The sequence below is a fragment of the Pseudomonas sp. TE12234 genome, assembly GCF_054061835.1.
Genome location: NZ_JBSSEP010000006.1, coordinates 166,914 through 186,970, shown reverse-complemented (window position 1 = coordinate 186,970; position 20,057 = coordinate 166,914). Strand labels below are relative to the sequence as shown.

The 20,057-nt window shown below is 58.0% G+C and carries 17 protein-coding genes, 3 tRNA genes and 1 pseudogene; 18 read left to right on the top strand and 3 right to left on the bottom strand.

What is annotated here, in order from left to right:
• Positions 1-3: 3 nt before the first annotated feature.
• From secG to ACVWYU_RS12240, 12 genes are all read left to right on the top strand, one after another.
• On the top strand, positions 4-387 hold the full coding sequence (gene secG, locus ACVWYU_RS12295; protein ID WP_457372778.1) for a preprotein translocase subunit SecG: 384 nt from the start codon (positions 4-6) through the stop codon (positions 385-387).
• A 22-nt stretch (positions 388-409) separates the two neighbouring features.
• A tRNA-Leu gene (locus ACVWYU_RS12290) sits at positions 410-495 on the top strand.
• A 97-nt stretch (positions 496-592) separates the two neighbouring features.
• Positions 593-669: transfer RNA gene (locus tag ACVWYU_RS12285), tRNA-Met, on the top strand.
• 139 nt (positions 670-808) lie between these two features.
• Entirely contained in the window at positions 809-1,267 is a 459-nt protein-coding gene (rimP, locus tag ACVWYU_RS12280) for a ribosome maturation factor RimP (protein ID WP_149972091.1), read from the top strand.
• A 47-nt stretch (positions 1,268-1,314) separates the two neighbouring features.
• A complete protein-coding gene (gene nusA, locus ACVWYU_RS12275; RefSeq protein WP_047537517.1) occupies positions 1,315-2,796 on the top strand; it encodes a transcription termination factor NusA in 1,482 nt (493 codons plus the stop codon).
• A 27-nt stretch (positions 2,797-2,823) separates the two neighbouring features.
• Complete coding sequence (gene infB / locus ACVWYU_RS12270) at positions 2,824-5,346, top strand: translation initiation factor IF-2 (RefSeq protein WP_090315942.1); 2,523 nt, start codon at positions 2,824-2,826, stop codon at positions 5,344-5,346.
• Between the two features lie 159 nt (positions 5,347-5,505).
• Positions 5,506-5,907 (top strand): 30S ribosome-binding factor RbfA, encoded by a 402-nt coding sequence (gene rbfA, locus ACVWYU_RS12265; RefSeq protein ID WP_034148332.1) that lies wholly within the window; start codon positions 5,506-5,508, stop codon positions 5,905-5,907.
• A 3-nt stretch (positions 5,908-5,910) separates the two neighbouring features.
• On the top strand, positions 5,911-6,828 hold the full coding sequence (gene truB, locus ACVWYU_RS12260) for a tRNA pseudouridine(55) synthase TruB (protein WP_457372777.1): 918 nt from the start codon (positions 5,911-5,913) through the stop codon (positions 6,826-6,828).
• 117 nt (positions 6,829-6,945) lie between these two features.
• Positions 6,946-7,215 (top strand): 30S ribosomal protein S15, encoded by a 270-nt coding sequence (rpsO, locus tag ACVWYU_RS12255; protein ID WP_046820615.1) that lies wholly within the window; start codon positions 6,946-6,948, stop codon positions 7,213-7,215.
• 196 nt (positions 7,216-7,411) lie between these two features.
• Positions 7,412-9,517, top strand: coding sequence for a polyribonucleotide nucleotidyltransferase (pnp, locus tag ACVWYU_RS12250; protein ID WP_090315948.1), 2,106 nt, complete (start codon positions 7,412-7,414; stop codon positions 9,515-9,517).
• 139 nt (positions 9,518-9,656) lie between these two features.
• Positions 9,657-9,732 (top strand) — tRNA-Thr (locus ACVWYU_RS12245).
• A 338-nt stretch (positions 9,733-10,070) separates the two neighbouring features.
• Positions 10,071-10,376, top strand: coding sequence for a DUF6388 family protein (locus tag ACVWYU_RS12240; protein WP_248914310.1), 306 nt, complete (start codon positions 10,071-10,073; stop codon positions 10,374-10,376).
• A gap of 62 nt (positions 10,377-10,438) precedes the next feature.
• On the opposite strand, the gene nadC is transcribed toward ACVWYU_RS12240, so the two are convergent.
• Positions 10,439-11,287 (bottom strand): carboxylating nicotinate-nucleotide diphosphorylase, encoded by an 849-nt coding sequence (nadC, locus tag ACVWYU_RS12235; RefSeq protein WP_457372776.1) that lies wholly within the window; start codon positions 11,285-11,287, stop codon positions 10,439-10,441.
• 243 nt (positions 11,288-11,530) lie between these two features.
• On the opposite strand from nadC, the gene ACVWYU_RS12230 reads away from it, so the two are divergent.
• The 6 genes and pseudogenes from ACVWYU_RS12230 (at position 11,531) to ACVWYU_RS12205 (ending at position 18,013) form a co-directional block, all read left to right on the top strand.
• A complete protein-coding gene (locus tag ACVWYU_RS12230; RefSeq protein ID WP_457372775.1) occupies positions 11,531-13,714 on the top strand; it encodes a DUF1631 domain-containing protein in 2,184 nt (727 codons plus the stop codon).
• 64 nt (positions 13,715-13,778) lie between these two features.
• Positions 13,779-14,354 carry a 1,6-anhydro-N-acetylmuramyl-L-alanine amidase AmpD gene (gene ampD, locus ACVWYU_RS12225; protein WP_248914312.1) on the top strand — a complete coding sequence of 192 codons (576 nt, stop codon included), beginning with the start codon at positions 13,779-13,781 and terminating at the stop codon, positions 14,352-14,354.
• On the top strand, positions 14,351-15,187 hold the full coding sequence (ampE, locus tag ACVWYU_RS12220; protein ID WP_457372774.1) for a regulatory signaling modulator protein AmpE: 837 nt from the start codon (positions 14,351-14,353) through the stop codon (positions 15,185-15,187). Before ampD ends, ampE begins: the two co-directional genes overlap by 4 nt.
• 207 nt (positions 15,188-15,394) lie before the next feature.
• Positions 15,395-16,486: pseudogene (locus ACVWYU_RS12215) on the top strand (methyl-accepting chemotaxis protein); the annotation flags it as partial.
• On the top strand, positions 16,463-17,392 hold the full coding sequence (locus ACVWYU_RS12210; protein WP_425524320.1) for a methyl-accepting chemotaxis protein: 930 nt from the start codon (positions 16,463-16,465) through the stop codon (positions 17,390-17,392). The pseudogene ACVWYU_RS12215 and the gene ACVWYU_RS12210, both read left to right, overlap by 24 nt.
• A gap of 231 nt (positions 17,393-17,623) precedes the next feature.
• Positions 17,624-18,013 carry a hypothetical protein gene (locus tag ACVWYU_RS12205; protein WP_457372773.1) on the top strand — a complete coding sequence of 130 codons (390 nt, stop codon included), beginning with the start codon at positions 17,624-17,626 and terminating at the stop codon, positions 18,011-18,013.
• Here ACVWYU_RS12205 and ACVWYU_RS12200 read toward each other — a convergent pair whose 3' ends face one another.
• Positions 18,014-18,790, bottom strand: a complete 777-nt coding sequence (locus tag ACVWYU_RS12200; protein WP_247257596.1) for a TatD family hydrolase — start codon at positions 18,788-18,790, stop codon at positions 18,014-18,016. It abuts the gene before it with no gap.
• Positions 18,791-18,793: 3 nt separating this feature from the next.
• Positions 18,794-19,789, bottom strand: a complete 996-nt coding sequence (cra, locus tag ACVWYU_RS12195) for a catabolite repressor/activator (protein WP_247257595.1) — start codon at positions 19,787-19,789, stop codon at positions 18,794-18,796.
• Between the last annotated feature and the right edge of the window lie 268 nt (positions 19,790-20,057).

Sequence of the window (20,057 nt, the reverse complement as noted above, 5' to 3'; positions counted from 1 at the left end):
AAAATGCTGGAAACAGTCGTAGTCGTTTTTCATCTGCTGGGTGCATTGGGCGTAGTTGCTCTCGTATTGCTGCAGCAGGGTAAAGGTGCGGATGCTGGCGCGTCTTTCGGAGCAGGTGCTTCAAATACTGTGTTCGGAAGCCAAGGTTCCTCTACCTTTCTTAGTAAGTTTACTGCTATACTTGCCGCAGGTTTCTTCATAACCAGCTTAGGGTTAGGTTACTTTGCTAAAGAGAAAGCTCACCAGCTGACTCAAGTAGGTTTGCCAAACCCGGCAGTGTTGGAAGTTCCAAAGCAACAACCGGCTTCTGATGATGTCCCGGTGCTTCAAGAGCAAAAGTCGGCTACTCCAGCGACTGACGTGCCTCAAGCTCAAGAGCAGAAGTAAGAAGGGTTTCAAACGTAGTATTGCCGAGGTGGTGGAATTGGTAGACACGCAACCTTGAGGTGGTTGTGCCCATAGGGTGTAGGGGTTCGAGTCCCCTTCTCGGTACCAATTAGTCAGGAGAGCCCGCTGTTGCGGGCTTTCTTGCAGGTGGAAGGTTACATTGACCCTGTCAGGGATCGGTCGTATACTTCCGCCCCAGCTTTGTCGCGGGGTGGAGCAGTCTGGTAGCTCGTCGGGCTCATAACCCGAAGGTCGTCGGTTCAAATCCGGCCCCCGCAACCAGTTTAAGGAGCCCCTTTTCAGGGGCTTTTTGTTAGCTGGACACTTTATAACGCCGCTGTTCGACGGCGTTTCAGGGATGGGCGTTTCGCCCATTTTTTTATTTTGCATAGCATGCATTTACATGCACGAGGGGGTTCAGGTGTCGAGCAAGCTAGAACAGTTGCAGGCCTTGTTGGCCCCGGTGGTCGTGGCCCTTGGCTATGAATGCTGGGGTATTGAGTTTTCGGCTCAAGGTCGCCACTCACTGTTGCGCGTTTATATCGATAAAGAAGGCGGTGTACTGGTGGACGATTGTGCCATCGTCAGCCGTCAGATCAGCGGTGTCCTGGATGTTGAAGATCCAATTTCCGTTGAATACACCCTTGAAGTTTCCTCGCCTGGCATGGAACGCCCTCTGTTCACTCTTGAGCAGTTTGCAAAATTTGCCGGTGAACAAGTGAAGATCAAGCTGCGCTCGCCTTTTGAAGGTCGACGCAACTTTCAGGGCCTTCTGCGCGGTGTAGAAGAACAGGATGTCGTGGTGCAAGTAGAAGACCATGAGTTCCTGTTGCCGATCGATATGATCGACAAGGCCAACATTATTCCCAGTTTTGACTGAGACGCGGATCCCGCGGATCCAATGGCTTGCGAAAGGCGAGGCGTACGATGAGCAAAGAAGTACTGCTGGTTGTTGAGTCGGTATCCAATGAAAAGGGCGTACCGGCAAACGTAATTTTTGAAGCGCTGGAGCTGGCTCTGGCCACTGCTACCAAAAAGCGTTTCGAGGACGAAGTTGATCTGCGTGTGGAAATCAACCGCCACACCGGTGCTTACGAGACTTTCCGTCGCTGGACGGTCGTCGAAGAGGCAGACCTGGACGATCCGGCCATCGAAACCTGGCCGAGCAAGGTTGCTGAAACGCATCCAGGTGCCAAGGTGGGTGACGTCGTCGAAGAAAAAATCGAGTCGATCGAATTCGGCCGTATTGCTGCACAGACTGCCAAGCAAGTCATCGTGCAGAAAGTCCGCGAAGCCGAGCGTGCTCAGGTTGTGGACGCTTACCGCGAGCGCCTGGGTGAAATCATCTCCGGCACCGTGAAGAAAGTGACCCGCGATAACGTGATCGTCGATCTGGGTAACAACGCTGAAGCGTTGCTGGCTCGTGAAGACATCATCTCTCGCGAAACCTTCCGGGTTGGCGTGCGTCTGCGTGCGCTGCTCAAGGAAATCCGCACCGAGAACCGCGGCCCGCAGCTGATCCTGTCGCGTACCGCGCCGGAAATGCTGATCGAGTTGTTCCGCATTGAAGTGCCGGAAATCGCTGAAGGCTTGATCGAAGTGATGGCGGCATCCCGTGACCCGGGTTCGCGCGCCAAGATCGCCGTCCGCTCCAAGGACAAACGCATCGACCCGCAGGGCGCTTGCATCGGTATGCGCGGTTCGCGCGTCCAGGCAGTGTCGGGTGAGTTGGGCGGTGAGCGTGTTGATATCGTTCTGTGGGACGACAACCCGGCTCAATTCGTAATCAACGCCATGTCCCCGGCCGAGGTTGCAGCAATTATCGTTGACGAAGATGCCCACGCAATGGACATCGCCGTTGGCGCAGACAATCTGGCTCAGGCCATCGGTCGCGGTGGTCAGAACGTGCGTCTGGCGAGCCAATTGACTGGCTGGACCCTGAACGTGATGACCGAATCGGACATCCAGGCTAAGCAGCAAGCAGAAACCGGCGACATCCTGCGCAACTTCATCGACGAGCTGGAAGTCGACGAAGAACTGGCTCAGGTGCTGGTCGATGAAGGCTTCACCAGCCTGGAAGAGATTGCCTACGTACCGTTGGAAGAAATGCTCAACATCGACGGCTTTGACGAAGACATCGTCAACGAGCTTCGCGCTCGTGCCAAGGATCGTTTGTTGACCAAAGCCATCGCTACTGAGGAAAAGCTGGCAGACGCCCATCCGGCCGAAGACCTGCTCTCGCTTGAGGGTATGGACAAGGATTTGGCGATGGAACTGGCGGTGCGCGGCGTAATTACCCGCGAAGACCTGGCCGAGCAGTCTATTGACGATCTGCTCGACATCGACGGCATTGACGATGATCGTGCCGGCAAGTTGATCATGGCCGCCCGAGCCCACTGGTTCGAGTAATTAGGCGCGGCCTGAGGAGAGAAGTGCATGACGCAAGTCACGGTGAAACAACTGGCCGATGAGGTCAAAACACCGGTAGAGCGCCTGTTGCAGCAGATGCGTGAGGCAGGTCTGCCGCACACCGCCGCCGAAGAAAGTGTGACTGACAGTGAGAAGCAATCGTTGCTGACTCACTTGAAAAGCAGCCACAAGGCGAAAGTGGAAGAACCACGCAAGATTACGCTGCAGCGTAAAACCACCAGCACCCTGCGTGTTGCTGGCAGCAAAAGCATCAGCGTTGAAGTACGCAAGAAGAAAGTCTTCGTACAGCGCAGCCCGGAAGAAATCGAAGCCGAGCGCAAGCGTGAACTGGAAGAGCGTCGCGCAGTAGAAAATGCTGCTCGTCAGAAGGCTGAAGAAGAAGCCAAGCGTCGCGCCGAAGAAGAAGCGCGTCGCCAGCCTGCTGTTGCGCCGACCGCTCCAGCCGAACCTGTTGCTGCTGCACCTGTTGCCGTGGCCGAGCCTGTGCGTGAAAGCGCTCCGGTTGTAGCTGCCGCACCGGCTGCCGACACCCGCAAGCGTGACGAACAGCGCCGTCCGGACAAACCACGTGCCGACGATAACAATCGTCGCGGTGGCGGCGATGGTGAGCGCAAAAACGCTCCGCATCGTGCTTCGGTCAAGGAAAAAGCGCCTGCTCCACGCGTTGCCCCTCGTACTACCGACGAAGAAAGCGATGGCTTCCGTCGTGGTGGTCGCGGCAAGGCCAAGCTGAAGAAGCGCAACGCCCACGGTTTCCAGAGCCCAACCGGCCCTGTTGTGCGCGAAGTGAAGATCGGCGAGACCATCACTGTGGGCGATCTGGCCCAGCAGATGTCGGTCAAGGCAGCTGAAATCATCAAGTTCATGTTCAAACTGGGTACTCCAGCGACCATCAACCAGGTTCTCGATCAGGAAACTGCTCAACTGGTTGCTGAAGAGCTGGGCCACAAAGTGACCCTGGTCAGCGACACCGCCCTGGAAGACTCCCTGGCCGAGTCCCTGAAGTTTGAAGGCGAGGCTGTTGCCCGTGCGCCAGTCGTGACCGTAATGGGCCACGTTGACCACGGTAAGACTTCCCTGCTCGACTACATCCGTCGTGCGAAGGTTGCAGCTGGCGAAGCCGGCGGCATTACTCAGCACATCGGTGCCTACCACGTTGAAACTGACCGTGGCATGGTGACGTTCCTCGACACCCCGGGCCACGCCGCGTTTACCGCGATGCGTGCCCGTGGTGCCAAGGCGACCGACATCGTGATCCTCGTCGTTGCAGCGGACGACGGCGTGATGCCGCAAACCATCGAAGCTGTTCAACACGCTCAAGCAGCGGGCGTTCCGCTGGTTGTGGCGGTGAACAAGATCGACAAGCCGGGCGCCGATCTCGATCGCATCCGTAGCGAATTGTCGGTACACGGCGTGACGTCGGAAGAGTGGGGTGGTGACACGCCATTCGTACCGGTTTCGGCGAAGATGGGTACCGGTGTCGATGAATTGCTCGAAGCCGTTCTGCTGCAAGCCGAAGTTCTGGAACTGACAGCTACGCCTTCGGCTCCTGGCCGTGGTGTGGTGGTTGAATCGCGTCTCGACAAGGGCCGTGGCCCGGTGGCGACCGTTCTGGTTCAGGACGGCACCCTGCGTCAAGGTGACATGGTGCTGGTCGGTTCCAACTACGGCCGTGTTCGCGCCATGCTCGACGAGAACGGCAAGGCCATCAAGGAAGCCGGTCCAGCCATCCCTGTCGAGATCCTCGGCCTGGACGGTACTCCGGACGCTGGCGATGAGATGAGCGTGGTTGCCGACGAGAAGAAAGCCCGTGAAGTGGCTCTGTTCCGTCAAGGCAAGTTCCGCGAAGTCAAACTGGCTCGTGCTCACGCAGGCAAGCTGGAAAATATCTTCGAAAGCATGGGTCAGGAAGAGAAGAAGACGCTCAACATCGTCCTCAAATCCGACGTCCGTGGTTCGCTGGAAGCGTTGAACGGTGCCTTGAACGGCCTGGGTAACGATGAAGTGCAGGTGCGTGTTGTCGGTGGCGGTGTCGGTGGTATCACTGAATCCGACGCCAACCTGGCACTGGCCTCCAACGCTGTACTGTTCGGTTTCAACGTGCGTGCCGATGCCGGCGCTCGCAAGATCGTCGAGCAGGAAGGTCTGGATATGCGTTACTACAACGTGATCTACGACATCATCGAAGACGTCAAGAAAGCCCTGACCGGTATGCTTGGCAGCGATGTTCGCGAGAACATCCTTGGTGTGGCCGAAGTGCGTGACGTGTTCCGTTCGCCGAAGTTTGGCGCGATCGCCGGTTGCATGGTGATCGAGGGGACTGTTCACCGTAACCGTCCAATCCGTGTACTGCGTGAAGACATCGTTATCTTCGAAGGCGAGCTGGAATCCCTGCGCCGCTTCAAGGATGACGCTTCCGAAGTACGTGCCGGCATGGAATGCGGTATCGGCGTGAAGAGCTACAACGACGTCAAAGTCGGTGACAAGATCGAAGTCTTCGAGAAAGTTCAGGTTGCTCGCAGCCTCTAACTCGCGCACTTCAAGAGCCGTGATGGGCAGCCGCATGCAAATGCACGGCGCATCACCCGGACTCTAAACGCAACGCCCGGTCTGGCTTCTGTCAGGCCGGGCGTTTGCCGCTTTCAGACCTCACGGGTTTCGCCGTGGGGCAGTAACAGGTAACAAGACATGGCAAAAGAATATAGCCGTACCCAACGTATCGGCGATCAGATGCAGCGCGAGCTGGCACAACTGATCCGTCGTGAAGTCAAAGACCCGCGCGTCGGCCTGGTCACCATTACCGCCGTGGAAGTCAGCCGTGACGTCGGTCACGCCAAGATTTTCATCACCGTGATGGGGCAGGACAGCGCCGAAGACATCGCACAGAGCATCAAGGTGCTCAACTCCGCCGCCGGTTTCCTGCGCATGCAGTTGGCTCGCGAGATGAAACTGCGCAGCGTCCCACAGTTGCACTTCCACTACGACGAAAGCGTCGTTCGTGGTGCGCACCTGTCGGCATTGATCGAGCGCGCAGTGGCAGAAGACAATCAGCATCCGGTTGCGGCAGAAGCCGAAGACACCAAGGAGTAATCGGTGGCTCAGGTCAAACGTATCCGTCGTAACGTCAGCGGTATCATCTTGCTCGACAAGCCGCTGGGGTTCACCTCCAACGCGGCCTTGCAGAAGGTCCGCTGGTTGCTCAACGCCGAGAAAGCCGGACACACCGGCAGTCTCGACCCGCTGGCCACCGGTGTGTTGCCGTTGTGCTTCGGTGAGGCCACCAAGTTCTCGCAATACCTGCTCGATTCCGACAAGGGTTACGAAACCCTGGCGCAACTGGGCAAAACCACGACCACGGCGGATGCCGAGGGCGAAGTTTTGCAGGAGCGTCCCGTGACCGTTGGTCGCTCCGATATCGAGGCTGTGTTGCCGAATTTTCGTGGGCAAATCAGTCAGATACCGCCGATGTACTCGGCTCTCAAGCGTGATGGTCAGCCGCTGTACAAGTTGGCTCGTGCTGGCGAAGTAGTGGAGCGCGAACCGCGTTCTGTTACTATTACGCGCTTGGAATTACTGGCTTTCGAATGTGATACTGCGCGGCTGGCAGTGGATTGCAGCAAAGGCACCTATATCCGTACCCTGGTGGAGGATATCGGTGAGCAACTCGGTTGTGGCGCTTACGTTGCAGAACTGCGACGTACCCAGGCCGGGCCTTTCACGCTGGCCCAGACGGTCACCCTGGAAGAGCTGGAAGCGGTACATGCCGAAGGCGGCAACGAAGCAGTCGATCGCTTCCTGATGCCATCGGACAGCGGCCTGCTGGATTGGCCGCTTTTGCAGTTCTCGGAACATAGTTCGTTCTACTGGCTTAACGGCCAGCCGGTACGAGCTCCGGACGCACCGAAATTCGGTATGGTCCGGGTACAGGATCACAATGGTCGCTTCATCGGTATCGGCGAAGTGAGCGAAGACGGGCGCATCGCGCCGCGTCGACTGATTCGGTCAGAATGACCGGACGAGGGTGGCTGTCAACAGGCACGGTCACTACTCATTTTTAGATACAGGGATTTGTCCCTGGCCTGTTGAAACTGTTTTTCTGAAACAGTTTCCTGATAAAAGGATTGCCTCATGGCTCTCGACGTTCAAGAAAAAGCCCAAATCGTAGCTGACTACCAGCAAGCTGTTGGTGACACTGGTTCGCCAGAAGTGCAAGTTGCACTGCTGACCGCCAACATCAACAAACTGCAAGGTCACTTCAAGGCCAACGGTAAAGATCACCACTCCCGTCGTGGTCTGATCCGCATGGTAAACCAGCGTCGTAAGCTGCTGGACTACCTGAAAGGCAAAGACGTGAGCCGTTACAGCGCTCTGATCGGTCGCCTGGGTCTGCGTCGCTAATAAGCGATTGCGCTAGAGGTTGGTTGTCTGTCGTGCGTCCGCGGGTTTCCCGTTGGCGCATGGCAGGCTCCCAGCCTCAAGTTTTATCTGGATACACGTTTTACCCTGGACAATCGAGTCGGGCCGATTCCCGGCGTTGCCCAAGAATTTCGCAAGAAACCAGTTCCCTCAAGAGCCACAAAGAAGGTAGGACACCGTGAACCCGGTAATCAAAAAATTCCAGTTCGGTCAGTCGACCGTTACCCTCGAGACTGGCCGTATCGCCCGTCAGGCCTCCGGCGCAGTATTGGTCACCGTTGACGACGACGTCACCGTATTGGTGACCGTAGTGGGTGCCAAGCAAGCCGATCCAGGCAAGGGCTTCTTCCCTCTGTCTGTTCACTACCAGGAAAAGACTTACGCTGCCGGTAAGATCCCTGGCGGTTTCTTCAAGCGTGAAGGCCGTCCTTCCGAGAAAGAAACCCTGACTTCCCGACTGATCGACCGTCCGATCCGTCCGCTGTTCCCAGAAGGTTTCATGAACGAAGTGCAGGTTGTCTGCACCGTTGTTTCCACCAGCAAGAAGACCGATCCGGACATCGCTGCGATGATCGGTACCTCGGCTGCACTGGCCATCTCCGGCATTCCTTTCGATGGTCCGATCGGCGCTGCCCGCGTTGCGTTCCACGAAAGCACCGGCTACCTGCTGAACCCGACTTACGAACAACTGAAAGCTTCGAGCCTGGACATGGTCGTTGCCGGTACTTCGGAAGCCGTTCTGATGGTTGAATCGGAAGCCAAAGAGCTGACCGAAGACCAGATGCTGGGCGCTGTACTGTTTGCCCACGACGAATTCCAGGCCGTTATCCAGGCCGTCAAGGAGCTGGCCGCCGAAGCTGCCAAGCCAACCTGGACCTGGGCTCCGCAAGCCGAAGCCACTGAACTGCTGGGCGCTATCCGCTCCGAGTTCGGCGAGGCGATCTCCCAGGCTTACACCATCACCGTCAAGGCTGACCGTTACGCTCGCCTGGGTGAGCTGAAGGACCAGGTCGTTGCCAAGTTGTCCGGCGAAGAAGGCCAGCCTTCCGCTGCTGACGTCAAAGCTGCTTTCGGTGAAATCGAATACCGCATCGTTCGCGAAAACATCGTAAACGGCAAACCGCGTATCGATGGCCGCGACACCCGCACCGTACGTCCGCTGAACATCGAAGTCGGCGTACTGCCGAAGACTCACGGTTCGGCGCTGTTCACCCGTGGTGAAACCCAGGCTCTGGTTGTGGCAACACTGGGTACTGCCCGTGACGCACAGCTGCTGGACACCCTCGAAGGCGAGAAAAAAGACCCGTTCATGCTGCACTACAACTTCCCTCCGTTCTCGGTAGGCGAGTGTGGTCGCATGGGTGGTGCCGGTCGCCGCGAAATCGGTCACGGCCGTCTGGCCCGTCGTTCGGTTCAGGCCATGCTGCCGGCCGCTGACGTGTTCCCGTACACCATTCGTGTCGTATCGGAAATCACCGAATCCAACGGTTCGAGCTCGATGGCTTCGGTCTGCGGCGCCTCCCTCGCTCTGATGGACGCTGGCGTGCCGATGAAGGCACCAGTTGCCGGTATCGCCATGGGTCTGGTTAAAGAAGGCGAGAAGTTCGCCGTACTGACCGACATCCTGGGTGACGAAGACCACCTGGGCGACATGGACTTCAAAGTAGCCGGTACCGCCAAAGGCGTGACCGCGCTGCAGATGGACATCAAGATCAAGGGCATCACCGAAGAAATCATGGAAATCGCTCTGGGCCAAGCCCTGGAAGCGCGCCTGAACATTCTCGGCCAGATGAACCAGATCATTGGCCAGTCGCGTACCGAGCTGTCGGAAAACGCTCCGACCATGATCGCGATGAAGATCGACACCGACAAAATCCGTGATGTCATCGGTAAAGGCGGCGCGACCATTCGTGCGATCTGCGAAGAGACCAAGGCTTCGATCGATATCGAAGACGATGGCTCGATCAAGATCTTCGGCGAAACCAAGGAAGCAGCTGAAGCGGCACGTCAGCGCGTTCTGGGTATCACCGCAGAAGCCGAGATCGGCAAGATCTACATCGGTAAGGTTGAGCGCATCGTCGACTTCGGCGCATTCGTCAACATCCTGCCTGGCAAGGACGGCCTGGTTCACATCTCCATGCTGAGCGATGCTCGCGTTGAGAAAGTGACCGACATCCTCAAGGAAGGTCAGGAAGTGGAAGTACTGGTACTGGACGTGGATAACCGCGGCCGTATCAAGCTGTCCATCAAAGACGTGGCAGCTGCCAAGGCTTCGGGCGTTTAATCCGCTCTCCAGCCTGACCGCTTCAACGTTGTAAAAAAGACCCCGCCGTGAAAACGACGGGGTCTTTTTTTGCCTGTAAACAATCGATGCATTGGCTAAAGTTGCCGGTATGCCTTGGCGATGCTAGGTTTAGCGCACCGCCCGTGTAGCTCAGTCGGTAGAGCAGCGCACTCGTAACGCGAAGGTCGCAGGTTCGATTCCTGTCTCGGGCACCATCCCCCCTGTTGTTTCGCCTTTCTGCTCAAATCCTCGATCGTACTTTTTAGTTCGTCCCTTGCGTTGCTGTCGGCGCTTTCGCTGGAACAGATGCCGGTATGTCCGTGGGCGAGACTGAAGGTGAGGGCGGTTTATTTGTGGATTGATGTAAAGAGTCGTGTAAATCGTCTGATAAACATCCTATATTCGGAACCTGCATGAGCTTGGCCCTGCAGTTTTCAGATGATCCCGAATGGTTCTGAAGGCCAGACAAACCGGGTTGAACACGGTTATTTGCGTCAGAGAGATCCTTGATGATCCAGATCCATCTTCCATTCCCCAGATCAGCGAGAACACCATGACCGTTAAAGAATTGAGCCAGGAAGCCCGGCACGAAGAGGCACTCAAGAAGTATTTGCTGGATTCGCCCCAGCTAGCCGAAGAGATCAAGGACTTGCCAGCCGACGATCAGAAAGACCAGATCCAGTGGGCCTTCGAGGATGAGGCTGAAGCCCAGGGCCTGCAGCCGTGGGAATTGACGCTCAAGTACACGTCGAGCCCGGAAGAGTACGAGGCCGCGCGCCTGGCTCTGCACAAGGAGGCGGCTGAAGTGTTGGGCGTCGAGTGGGATGAGTACTGCGAGATGAATAATCTGGTGGTCTGAAAAAGCGCCCGCCAGGTGCAGGAGCGAGCAAGCTCGCTCCTGCAGTTTTTCATTGCGTGTGATCAGACGCTCAGACGCATCGACAGATCGACAGCCTTCACATCCTTGGTCATTGCACCAATCGAAATGTAATCCACGCCAGTTTCGGCGATGGGCAGCAACGTGCTTTCGTTGATGCCACCGCTGGCTTCCAGTTTTGCCTTGCCAGCGTTCAAGCGCACGGCTTCGCGCATGTCATCCAGGCTCAGTTCATCAAGCATGATGATGTCGGCACCGGCCGCCAAAGCCTCTTTCAGCTCATCCAGGCTTTCCACTTCGATTTCGACCGGTTTGCCCGGGGCGATTTTGTGCGCGGCGGCGATGGCTTGCGGGATACCTCCGCAAGCGGCGATATGGTTTTCCTTGATCAGGAAGGCGTCATACAAGCCGATGCGGTGATTGTGACAACCGCCACAGGTCACGGCGTACTTTTGCGCCAGACGCAGGCCCGGCAGGGTTTTGCGAGTGTCGAGCAGCTTGACCTGGGTCTGGGCGACGAAGTCCGCCAGGTATTGCGCGCGAGTGGCCACGCCGGACAGCAGTTGCAGGAAGTTCAAGGCACTGCGTTCACCAGTCAGCAACGAGCGTGCGGGGCCTTCGAGGTGGAACAACGCCTGATTGGGTTTGACCCGTTCGCCATCGGCAACTTGCCAGTGCACCGCAACCCGTGGGTCCAGTTGGCGAAATACGGCATCGACCCAGGCGGTACCACTGATAACGGCGGCGTCGCGGGTAATGATGGTGGCTTTGGCCAGGCGTTCGGCCGGGATCAACTGGGCGGTGATGTCGCCGCTGCCGATGTCTTCGAGTAACGCGCGGCGCACGTTGGCTTCGATTTCGGCGGTCAAATCGGCGAGACGTAGATTCGGCATAACGGACTCCACAAACAAAGTGGCCCGATTATAGGGCCATGGTGCGAGGCAACCCAAGGCATCCGAGCTGTCGCCATCGCTCAGATGCCTGCATTTGGTCGATTCCCCAGGCCTGCCTGTCTTCAAGGGGGGCTATTTGCGCAGAAGCTGAAGAGTCCTCTGGCACAAGCGCTATCTTTTACAAGATAATTCGCCTTGTATTTGACGTCATGACTTTGACGAACTGGATTTTCAGGAGGCCGGATGCTCAAAGACGGGAATGTAGTGCCTTTGCGCAAGGCGACTACCGATCAGGCGACACCTTCGCCGCTCGCCCGCTTGCCTGTGATCCTGCTTCAGGTTCGCGACAAAGCCACGCAACAACTTCGGCAGGGTTTGCAGGAGCTGTTCGATAACGCCGACGACACGCTTTTCGAAATGGCCGACCGCGCTCGTACCGACGTCGAGCAGAACATTTTCTTTCGGGCGATGCGCGACTTGCGCCTCAAGCGCAAAAGTATCGAGCGGGTTTTTTTCGAACAGTTTTTCGAGGCATTCATTGGTCTCGCCCGTTACGACGCCACTCATACCCTCATGGATAGGGCATTGCCGGTCGACTCCCCTGCTGCGGTGCCGCATGACGAGCTTGAGCGTCATGTGGCGGTGGAGTCGATGGTCAACAAGGTGCTCAATCGCGACGGATTCGCCCTCGATCAACTCACCGCGCGGCTCAGTACGTTGCTGGGCCGAACGCTGATCGAGCAGCACAACCCCATGGGGCCGACGATGCTCTGCGCGTTTTTCCTGCAAGCCGCGCGCAACCTCGGGGTGGAGATCAAGGTCAAGCTGATCATCCTCAAGCTGTTTGATCGCTATGTGCTCAATGGCGCCGAACAGCTCTATGCACAAGCCAACCAACTCTTGATCGCCACCGGCGTGCTGCCTGATCTCAAGCCTGCCCCGACGTGTCGTTTCGCGGATCAGGCGACCGTTGGTGTCGCCCCTGAGTCCGGCGAAGTGCCAGGCGAATACGACAGCGTGCCGCAAGTATTCGCTGCGTTGCAGGAACTGCTGTCCCACGTCCGCGGCAGCATGACCCCGAACCTCGAAGCCAATACCCTGGCGCAGCCGATCTCCAGCCGCGACCTGCTGCGTCTGCTCTCGCACCTGCAGCAATATGCGCCTGCGCCGGGTGACCACGACGACTTTGATCTACGCACGCGGTTGGCACAGTTGCTGTCGCGCAGCAGCGTCAAAAGCGGCAAGTCGCGTGTTGTCGGTGCGGCGGATGAGGACGCGATCAATCTGACCCTCATGTTGTTCGAATGCATGCTCGACGACCGTAATTTGCCCGTCTCGCTCAAGGCAATGATCGGCCGTCTGCAGATCCCGATGGTGAAAGTAGCGGTGCTCGACAAGAGTTTCTTCAGCCGCGGCAGCCATCCGGCCCGGCGTCTGCTCAACGAAATCGCCAACGCGGCCCTGGGTTGGGGCGAGTGTGATGACCATGAACGTGACAGCCTGTACATGCGGATCGAGCAGGTGGTGCAGCGTCTGTTGAGCGAGTTTAGGGACGATCCGGCGATATTCTCTGAATTGCTGGCCGATTTCCTGGCATTCACCTGTGATGAACGTCGGCGCAGCGAATTGTTGGAACAGCGTATCCGTGACGCCGAAGAAGGTCGCGTCAGAACTGTGTTGGCCCGTCAATGTGTCGAGCAAGTGTTGAATCAGGCTTTACTGGGCAAGGTATTACCGAAAACGGTCTTTGCGTTTGTCCGGGATGCCTGGAGCAAAGTCTTGCTGTTGACCTGCCTCAAACAGGGCGATCAGTCCGCACAGTGGCACGCCGATGTGCAAACCATGGAGCAACTGATCTGGAGCGTCCAGCGCCATGACGAGCCCGACGCCCGTTCACAACTGTTGGCGTTGGTACCGGGTTTGCTCAAGGCCTTGCGCGAAGGTTTGAGCGGTTCGGCATTCGACCCGTTCGCCACCAGCGAATTTTTCAGTGAGCTGCAAAACCTGCATGTGCAGTCGTTCGAGCATCTGCCGGGCTCGCCTGCCGGCACGCCGCTGTTGATCGAAGTGCGGGAAAAAATCGTTTTGCCGAGCGCCGATGAAGGCCCTGTGGAAGGCAATTCGGTACGGTTGCCGGTGGGCGATGCAGGATTGCGTCAGGTCGATCAGTTGCGTCCGGGCTGTTGGGTCGAATTCCAGGAGGATCCGGAAAACACCCTGCGTTGCAAACTGGCGGCGATCATTGAGGGCACCGGCCAATTCATCTTCATCAACCGTACCGGCATGAAGGTACTGGAGCGCAGTCGCACGAGCCTGGCTCTGGAGTTTCGCCAGGGTTCGGTGCGCACACTCGATGACACCCTATTGTTTGATCGTGCCCTTGAGTCGGTGATCGGCCATCTGCGGCGTCTCAATCGCGGCAAGTGATCGCGTCCCGAGGGGCTATCGCGGCATACTGATCACTCACACAGTCGTCGTTGAAGGAACCTTTATGCAGTTGGACCCCGCAAGCGGTTGGTGTAAGGACGTGCGCCTCTGCCCCTCGCCCAACTTCAACGAGCGCCCCTCGGGCGAAATTTCCCTGCTGGTGATCCACAACATCAGCCTGCCGCCAGCGCAATTTGCCACGGGCAAGGTGCAGGAGTTTTTCCAGAATCGCCTGGATGTCACTGAGCACCCCTACTTTGTAGGGATTGCCGATTTGCGCGTGTCGGCGCATTTTCTGATTGAGCGTGATGGCGCCGTCACCCAGTTTGTCTCTTGCCTGGAGCGCGCCTGGCACGCTGGCGTTTCCAATTTCGAGGGGCGCGAGACCTGTAACGATTTTTCCGTGGGCATTGAACTCGAAGGCACGGATGATCTGCCGTTCACCGACGCCCAATATGACGCGTTGACGGGCCTGACCTTGCAGCTGCAAAGCGTCTTCCCGGCCATCACGGCACAGCGTATCTGCGGGCATAGCGACATTGCGCCCGGACGAAAGACCGATCCGGGACCGGCGTTCGACTGGGCACGCTACCGCGCGGCCCTGGCAAAGGCTACATTGGAAAAAAAGGAGCAACGATGAGCTTTCTGGTGTTGCTGTTGGCAGTCTGGATCGAGAAATTCTCGGCCTTGCGCCACCGTGTACAGCGCGACGGTTTTTGGCTGCGTGAACTGGCCAGGCTTGAGGTCAGCACGCGTCTGGTCAATCGACCCTGGCTGATCCTGGCCGTGATGGTGCTGTTTCCGGTGGCGCTGCTCGGTTTGCTGTTGCTGGGGCTGACCCCGGTGGCCTACGGTCTGTTCGCATTACCCGTGCACCTGCTGGTGGTGATTTACAGCCTGGGGCGCGGTGATCTGCTGGCCGGTCTCGGGCCGTTTCGCGATGCGTGGCGCCGGGAGGACCTGCAAGCCGCGGCCCTCGTCGCCAAACGCGATGTGGATATCTGCGCCGACAGCGGTGAACAACTGCTTGAGCGAGTGGAAGGGCATTTGCTGTGGGAGGCCTACCAGAGCTTTTTCGCGGTGATTTTCTGGTACTTCCTGTTGGGCCCGGTGGCGGCCCTGAGCTATCGATTGCTGGCGCTGGCCGAAGAGCACGGGCAAAACCCGGCCGTGGTCGAGCGCGCCAAACAACTGCGTCACGCCTTCGATTGGGTGCCGGTGCGCCTGCTGGCGGCGAGTTTCGCCCTGGTTGGCAACTTTGTCGCGGTCGGTCGTGTGATGTTGCACGAACTGCTGAACTGGAACATCAGCGCCGCTCAATTGATCGAGAAGGCCGGGCTGGTGGCCGGTGAAATTCCGGCGCCGGTGGTTGGGCCTGAAGGTATCAACAACCTCGACCGCATCTGGGAGTTGCTTCTGCGAGCCGCAGTGCTCTGGTATGCGGGATTTGCCCTGTGGACGGTACTGCCCTGATTGGGTCCTGAAGACCCAAAGTTCGCAGCCAGTGATGGCTGCGAACTTTCTCGTTAACCTTTAGTTACAAAACCTCCCGTCGATTTAAGTTATACAGAGATAGCGCCGGTTAGTGGCTATTTGCTCTCGGTCTGCGCCTGCCAATAAAAATAAGAAATCAATGGGAGACTTCCAGTGAAGAGCTTGCTCTATCCCGCCGTCGCGCTTATGAATCGCCTGAGCTTTGGCATGAAGTTCAGCTTGATCAGCGTGTTGTTCCTGGTGCCGATGCTGGTGACCAACTTCTACCTGGTGCGTGACTCCTATCGCGAATTCCAGGGCACCCGTATCGAACTGCAAAGCCTCGACCTGTTGGGCAGCAGCCTGGCGTTGCGGCGCGATCTGGAAACCCTCAACAACCTGGTGCAGATCAACGTCACCCTTGGCCAGTCGGGCAAGGCGGGCAATGTCGAGTCGCAGATCAGCGCCCTGGAGCAAAGCCTTCTGACCCGCTTGCAAGGGCTGACCGCGATGAGCACGGACCCCGAACAAATCACGGTGTTCGATGCCAAGCGCGATGAAATGATCGCGGCCTTCAAGGCGCAACACAGCGAAACTTCCCTGCAAAGCAAAAGCGGGATGATCGGCAAGTTGCTGGGCAGTGCGCAGGTTTTCAGCCAGATCGTCGCCAGCCAGGCCGGACTGAGCCGCGATACCGAGAGCGACATGCGCCAGTTGAGCGAGCTCATTACCAATGTCACCCCGCCAGTCACCCAGCTTCTGGGGGAAGGCCGTGCCATGGGCTCTTTTTCCCTGGGGCAGGGCTTTCTCAATTCGGCTTCGAGTACCCGTTTCGATGAGCTGTTGGCGCAGATCGAAAAATTGCAGGGCGAATATGGCCTGAAGTTGCAGGACGCATTGGGCTCCAGCAAAGCGGCGCGGGAAACCCTGGCCGCGCAGGCTGACAGCAGCCGGGCGACATTGAAGAAGGCCAGTGAACTGTTCGAAGAACAGGTCGTGATGGCCGACACCCTTGATGCACCGTGGCAGGGTTTCTACGATCAGGTCACCGGCCTGATGGACAAGACGTATCAACTCAACGAAGCCACTCTGAAATTTCTTGGCACCCAATTGCAGCAACGCCTGGATCAGAACCGCACCCACATGGTTTTGCAGGCTGTGGCGCTGTCGGTGGTGTTTGTGCTGATTTTTTATCTCTATGGCGGCTTCTACGCCTCGACCCGCACCACCCTCAAACGCCTTGGCGGGGTGATGGATAAAGTCGCGGCCGGCGACATGACGGTGACGTTCAGCGCCAACAGCCGCGATGAACTGGGCGAGTTGGGCGAGGTGTTCAACGGCACCGTGAAGAAAATCCATGACCTGATCGAGCGCGTAGGGCAAACCGTCAGCGAGGTCGAACGCCAAGCCGGGCAAGTCGAGAATGTGTCTGCGCAAAGCAACCATGCCGTGGCTGGGCAACGCAGCCAGATCGAGCAAGTCGCCACGGCAATGAACCAGATGTCGGCCACCTCCCTCGAGGTGGCGCGCAGTGCCGCCGCGGCAGTCAGCAGTGCCCACAGTGTCAACGACGAAACCATTAGCGGGCGTGGACTGGTGGAGTCCCAGCAAGGCAGCATCGCAGCACTGGCCAGTGAAATAGATCAGTCGGTGCTGGTGATCAATCAACTGGCCAGTGATAGCCAGTCCATCAGCCGCGTGCTGGAGGTGATCAAGAGCATTGCCGAACAGACCAACCTGTTGGCGCTCAATGCTGCGATCGAAGCCGCGCGGGCCGGCGAACAGGGGCGTGGGTTCGCGGTGGTGGCAGACGAGGTCCGGACACTGGCCAAGCGTACCCAGCAATCGACCGAAGAAATCGAACAGATGATCGCCAAGCTTCACAGTGGTGTCGGCGCCGCCGTGAAGGCGATGGGTGTGAGCCATGAAATGGCCAACGGCACGGTTGGACAATCGGAAAAGGTCCAGCAGGCGCTGGAAAACATCCTCGGTGCCGTCGGCATGATCGTCGACCAGAACCAGCAGATTGCCGCAGCCGTGGAACAGCAAACGGCGGTTGCCCACGATATCGACCAGAACATTGTCGAGATCAATCGTGCCGGTGAACGAACCGCTGAAGGTGCGCACCAGACCGAGGATGCCAGTCGCGTGTTGTCGGCTCAGGTGATGGAACTCAAGCAGCTGATTAGCGCATTTCGGGTCTAGATAGGCCCCTGTGGGCTCGCTTGTTGGCGATGATGGCGTGATGGTCGATGTTGTCGATTGGCACCCCACTGTCGCGAGCAAGTCCGGTCTCACGGGTTCTATCAGTGGCTGAAAACGCTGTAATACCTTTCCCAAATTTCGTCAGGAACCTGCTGTTTTTCAGCATGTTCCTGTTTTTCATCTTCAATGAACGGAGTTTCATTTCAGTGCCCACATGGAGGAGGCCTTTCTATGTCTGTTGCAACACTTGGAATCCAGGGACGCTGCGCCCATTGCCAGCGCACGCTGCTACTTGAGTGCTGGCAGATCAACGCCATCGCAATCAACGAAGCCTTCAGCTGCACACACTGCCGAAAAGCCTTGCAACTGAACGACCCGAAACAGATCAAGCGCTTCAGGTCGCTTGATTCCCTGGCCATGTTGAAGGCCAGTCTGTTGATCATGGTTTGCACCGTATTGATGGTGGCGTTGTTGTTGGAGTGGCTGGGCAGGATCAGCGTTTGGGAGCAGCTCAACTGCTCGCTGCTGGCGATTTTCGTCTACTTCATCTCCGTCCGCTTTGCCCGTCAGCGTCAGCACATGACGTTGACGCTTGAGGCCGCCAAGGCTCACGCCGACTGATTACCAGTTGAACAACTCGCAGGCATTGGCCGTGCTGACAGCCGCCAGTTGCTCGGGGCTGATCGCCATGATGCCAGCCAGTGCTGCACAAATGGCAGGCAGGTGCGCCGGGCTGTTGCGTTGGCCGGGATACATGGCCGGTGCCATGTCGGGCGAGTCGGTCTCCAGGACCACCGATTCGAGCGGCAGCTCGGCGAGGACCCGGTGCATGCGCAATGCCTGGGGCCAGGTGGCGGCACCGCCCAGGCCGAGCTTGAAACCGAGCTTGATGTATTCACGCGCCTCTTCCTTGCTGCCGGCGAAGGCATGGATGATGCCGGCGCGTGGCAGGCGAAAGCGTTTGAGCGTGGCAATGACCGCCGCATGACTGCGTCGCACATGGATCAGCGCCGGCAGATTGAAATCCGCGGCCAGTTGCAGCTGTGCGTCGAACAACACTTGCTGGCGTTCGCGGTCGAGTGTTTCGATGAAGTAATCCAGGCCGATCTCGCCCACTGCGCACAACTGTCGGTGACCGGCCAGACGGCTCAGCCACTCACCGAGCTCGCGTAGATCCTCGGGCCGATGATCGTCCAGATACACGGGATGCAGGCCGAACGCGGCATGCAGGTCGGGATCGCTTTGCACCAGATCCCAGACGCGCTGCCAATTACCCTGATAAACCCCCAGCACCACCATCCTTCGTACCCCGAGGGCGCGGCTTTCGGCCAGCAGCGCCTGACGATCCTGGTCGAAATCGGGAAAGTCCAGATGGGTGTGGCTGTCGATCAGCTCCACGGTTCAGTCCTGGCGGATACGCTGCTTGAAGGTGCGCGGGATGGCCTGCACGCCGGGTTCGTAATCGGACTGCTCGATGGCAGCCAGGGCCAGTGCGAGGGCCTTGTCGGCAATCAGCTGATGTTGCTGGGCCATGGCATTGACCGGCAGAGGCAGGAAGTCCAGCAACTGAGTGTCGCCGAACGTGCCGAGGCGCAACGGGCGGTTTTTCAGCGGGAAGTCGTGCAGGGCATCGAACACGCCCTGCAACAGCACATAAGACGTGGTTACCAGCGCTTCGGGTAAATGCCCCACACGCTGGAGTAACTCTTCCATCAGTTGTTTGCCGCATTCGCGGCTGAACGACTCGCCCTGTTCGATCAGCACCTCGCCGTTAAAGCCCTTCAAGGCCTCTTTGAAACCGGCGGCGCGTTCCTGGCTGATGCTCAGTTCCGGGCGGGCACCGATCAAGGCGATCTGCTTGGGCAGCGGGTCCAGCAGGCTGCGGGTCAATTGCAAACTGGCTTCGCGGTCGTCGCTGATCACCGAACAGAAGTGCTCAGGCTCCATGACCCGGTCGATCGCGATGATGGGAATGCCCTTGGCTTGCAACTGGCGATAGCTGTCATCGCCCGGCGGCAGGCAACTGGCAACGATCAGGGCATCGCAGCGGCGGGCGCGGAACAGTTTCAGCAATTGCCGTTCGCTGTCCGGCGCGTCGTCGGAACTGGCGATCAGCAACTGATAGCCGCGAGCGCGTGCGCCTTGTTCCAGCAGTTTGGCGATTCGTGCGTAACTGGGGTTTTCCAGATCCGGCAAAATGAACCCCAGGGTGCGGGTGTGCCGGCTGCGCAGCCCGGCGGCCTGGGGATTGGGCGTGAAGCCATGTTGTTCGACGACTGCACGTACGCGTTCTACGGTGGCGCTACTGATGCGCTGTTGTTCGGCCTTGCCATTGATGACGTAGCTGGCGGTGGTAACGGACACACCGGCCAACTGGGCAATATCACTGAGTTTCAACCCGGGATTTCCTTGTTTTTTCGAGCTTGCCTCGACATTTTTTGCCAATCCTAACCGATTCGCGCAGGCGATCCCGCCTTCACGCAGCCGACAAGTTGGACTTCAAGGATGGGCCATTATCGAGTAACGTGCCAATCAATCTAGATTAAACGTTTCAGCAAGCGTATTTTCTACGTTATGGGTGCCTTTGGCCGGTTCTGCCACGAAACCGCTGAAGACTGTCGCAGGACAAGCGCCTAAGCTGAATCAATCAAAACAATACCTGGTG

Coding starts and splice junctions, on each gene's coding strand:
- secG (WP_457372778.1), top strand. CDS start 4: ATGCTGGAAACAGTCGTAGTCGTTTTTCATCTGCTGGGTGCATTGGGC.
- nusA (WP_047537517.1), top strand. CDS start 1,315: ATGAGCAAAGAAGTACTGCTGGTTGTTGAGTCGGTATCCAATGAAAAG.
- infB (WP_090315942.1), top strand. CDS start 2,824: ATGACGCAAGTCACGGTGAAACAACTGGCCGATGAGGTCAAAACACCG.
- rbfA (WP_034148332.1), top strand. CDS start 5,506: ATGGCAAAAGAATATAGCCGTACCCAACGTATCGGCGATCAGATGCAG.
- rpsO (WP_046820615.1), top strand. CDS start 6,946: ATGGCTCTCGACGTTCAAGAAAAAGCCCAAATCGTAGCTGACTACCAG.
- ACVWYU_RS12240 (WP_248914310.1), top strand. CDS start 10,071: ATGACCGTTAAAGAATTGAGCCAGGAAGCCCGGCACGAAGAGGCACTC.
- nadC (WP_457372776.1), bottom strand. CDS start 11,287: ATGCCGAATCTACGTCTCGCCGATTTGACCGCCGAAATCGAAGCCAAC.
- ACVWYU_RS12230 (WP_457372775.1), top strand. CDS start 11,531: ATGCTCAAAGACGGGAATGTAGTGCCTTTGCGCAAGGCGACTACCGAT.
- ampD (WP_248914312.1), top strand. CDS start 13,779: ATGCAGTTGGACCCCGCAAGCGGTTGGTGTAAGGACGTGCGCCTCTGC.
- ampE (WP_457372774.1), top strand. CDS start 14,351: ATGAGCTTTCTGGTGTTGCTGTTGGCAGTCTGGATCGAGAAATTCTCG.
- ACVWYU_RS12210 (WP_425524320.1), top strand. CDS start 16,463: ATGACGGTGACGTTCAGCGCCAACAGCCGCGATGAACTGGGCGAGTTG.
- ACVWYU_RS12205 (WP_457372773.1), top strand. CDS start 17,624: ATGTCTGTTGCAACACTTGGAATCCAGGGACGCTGCGCCCATTGCCAG.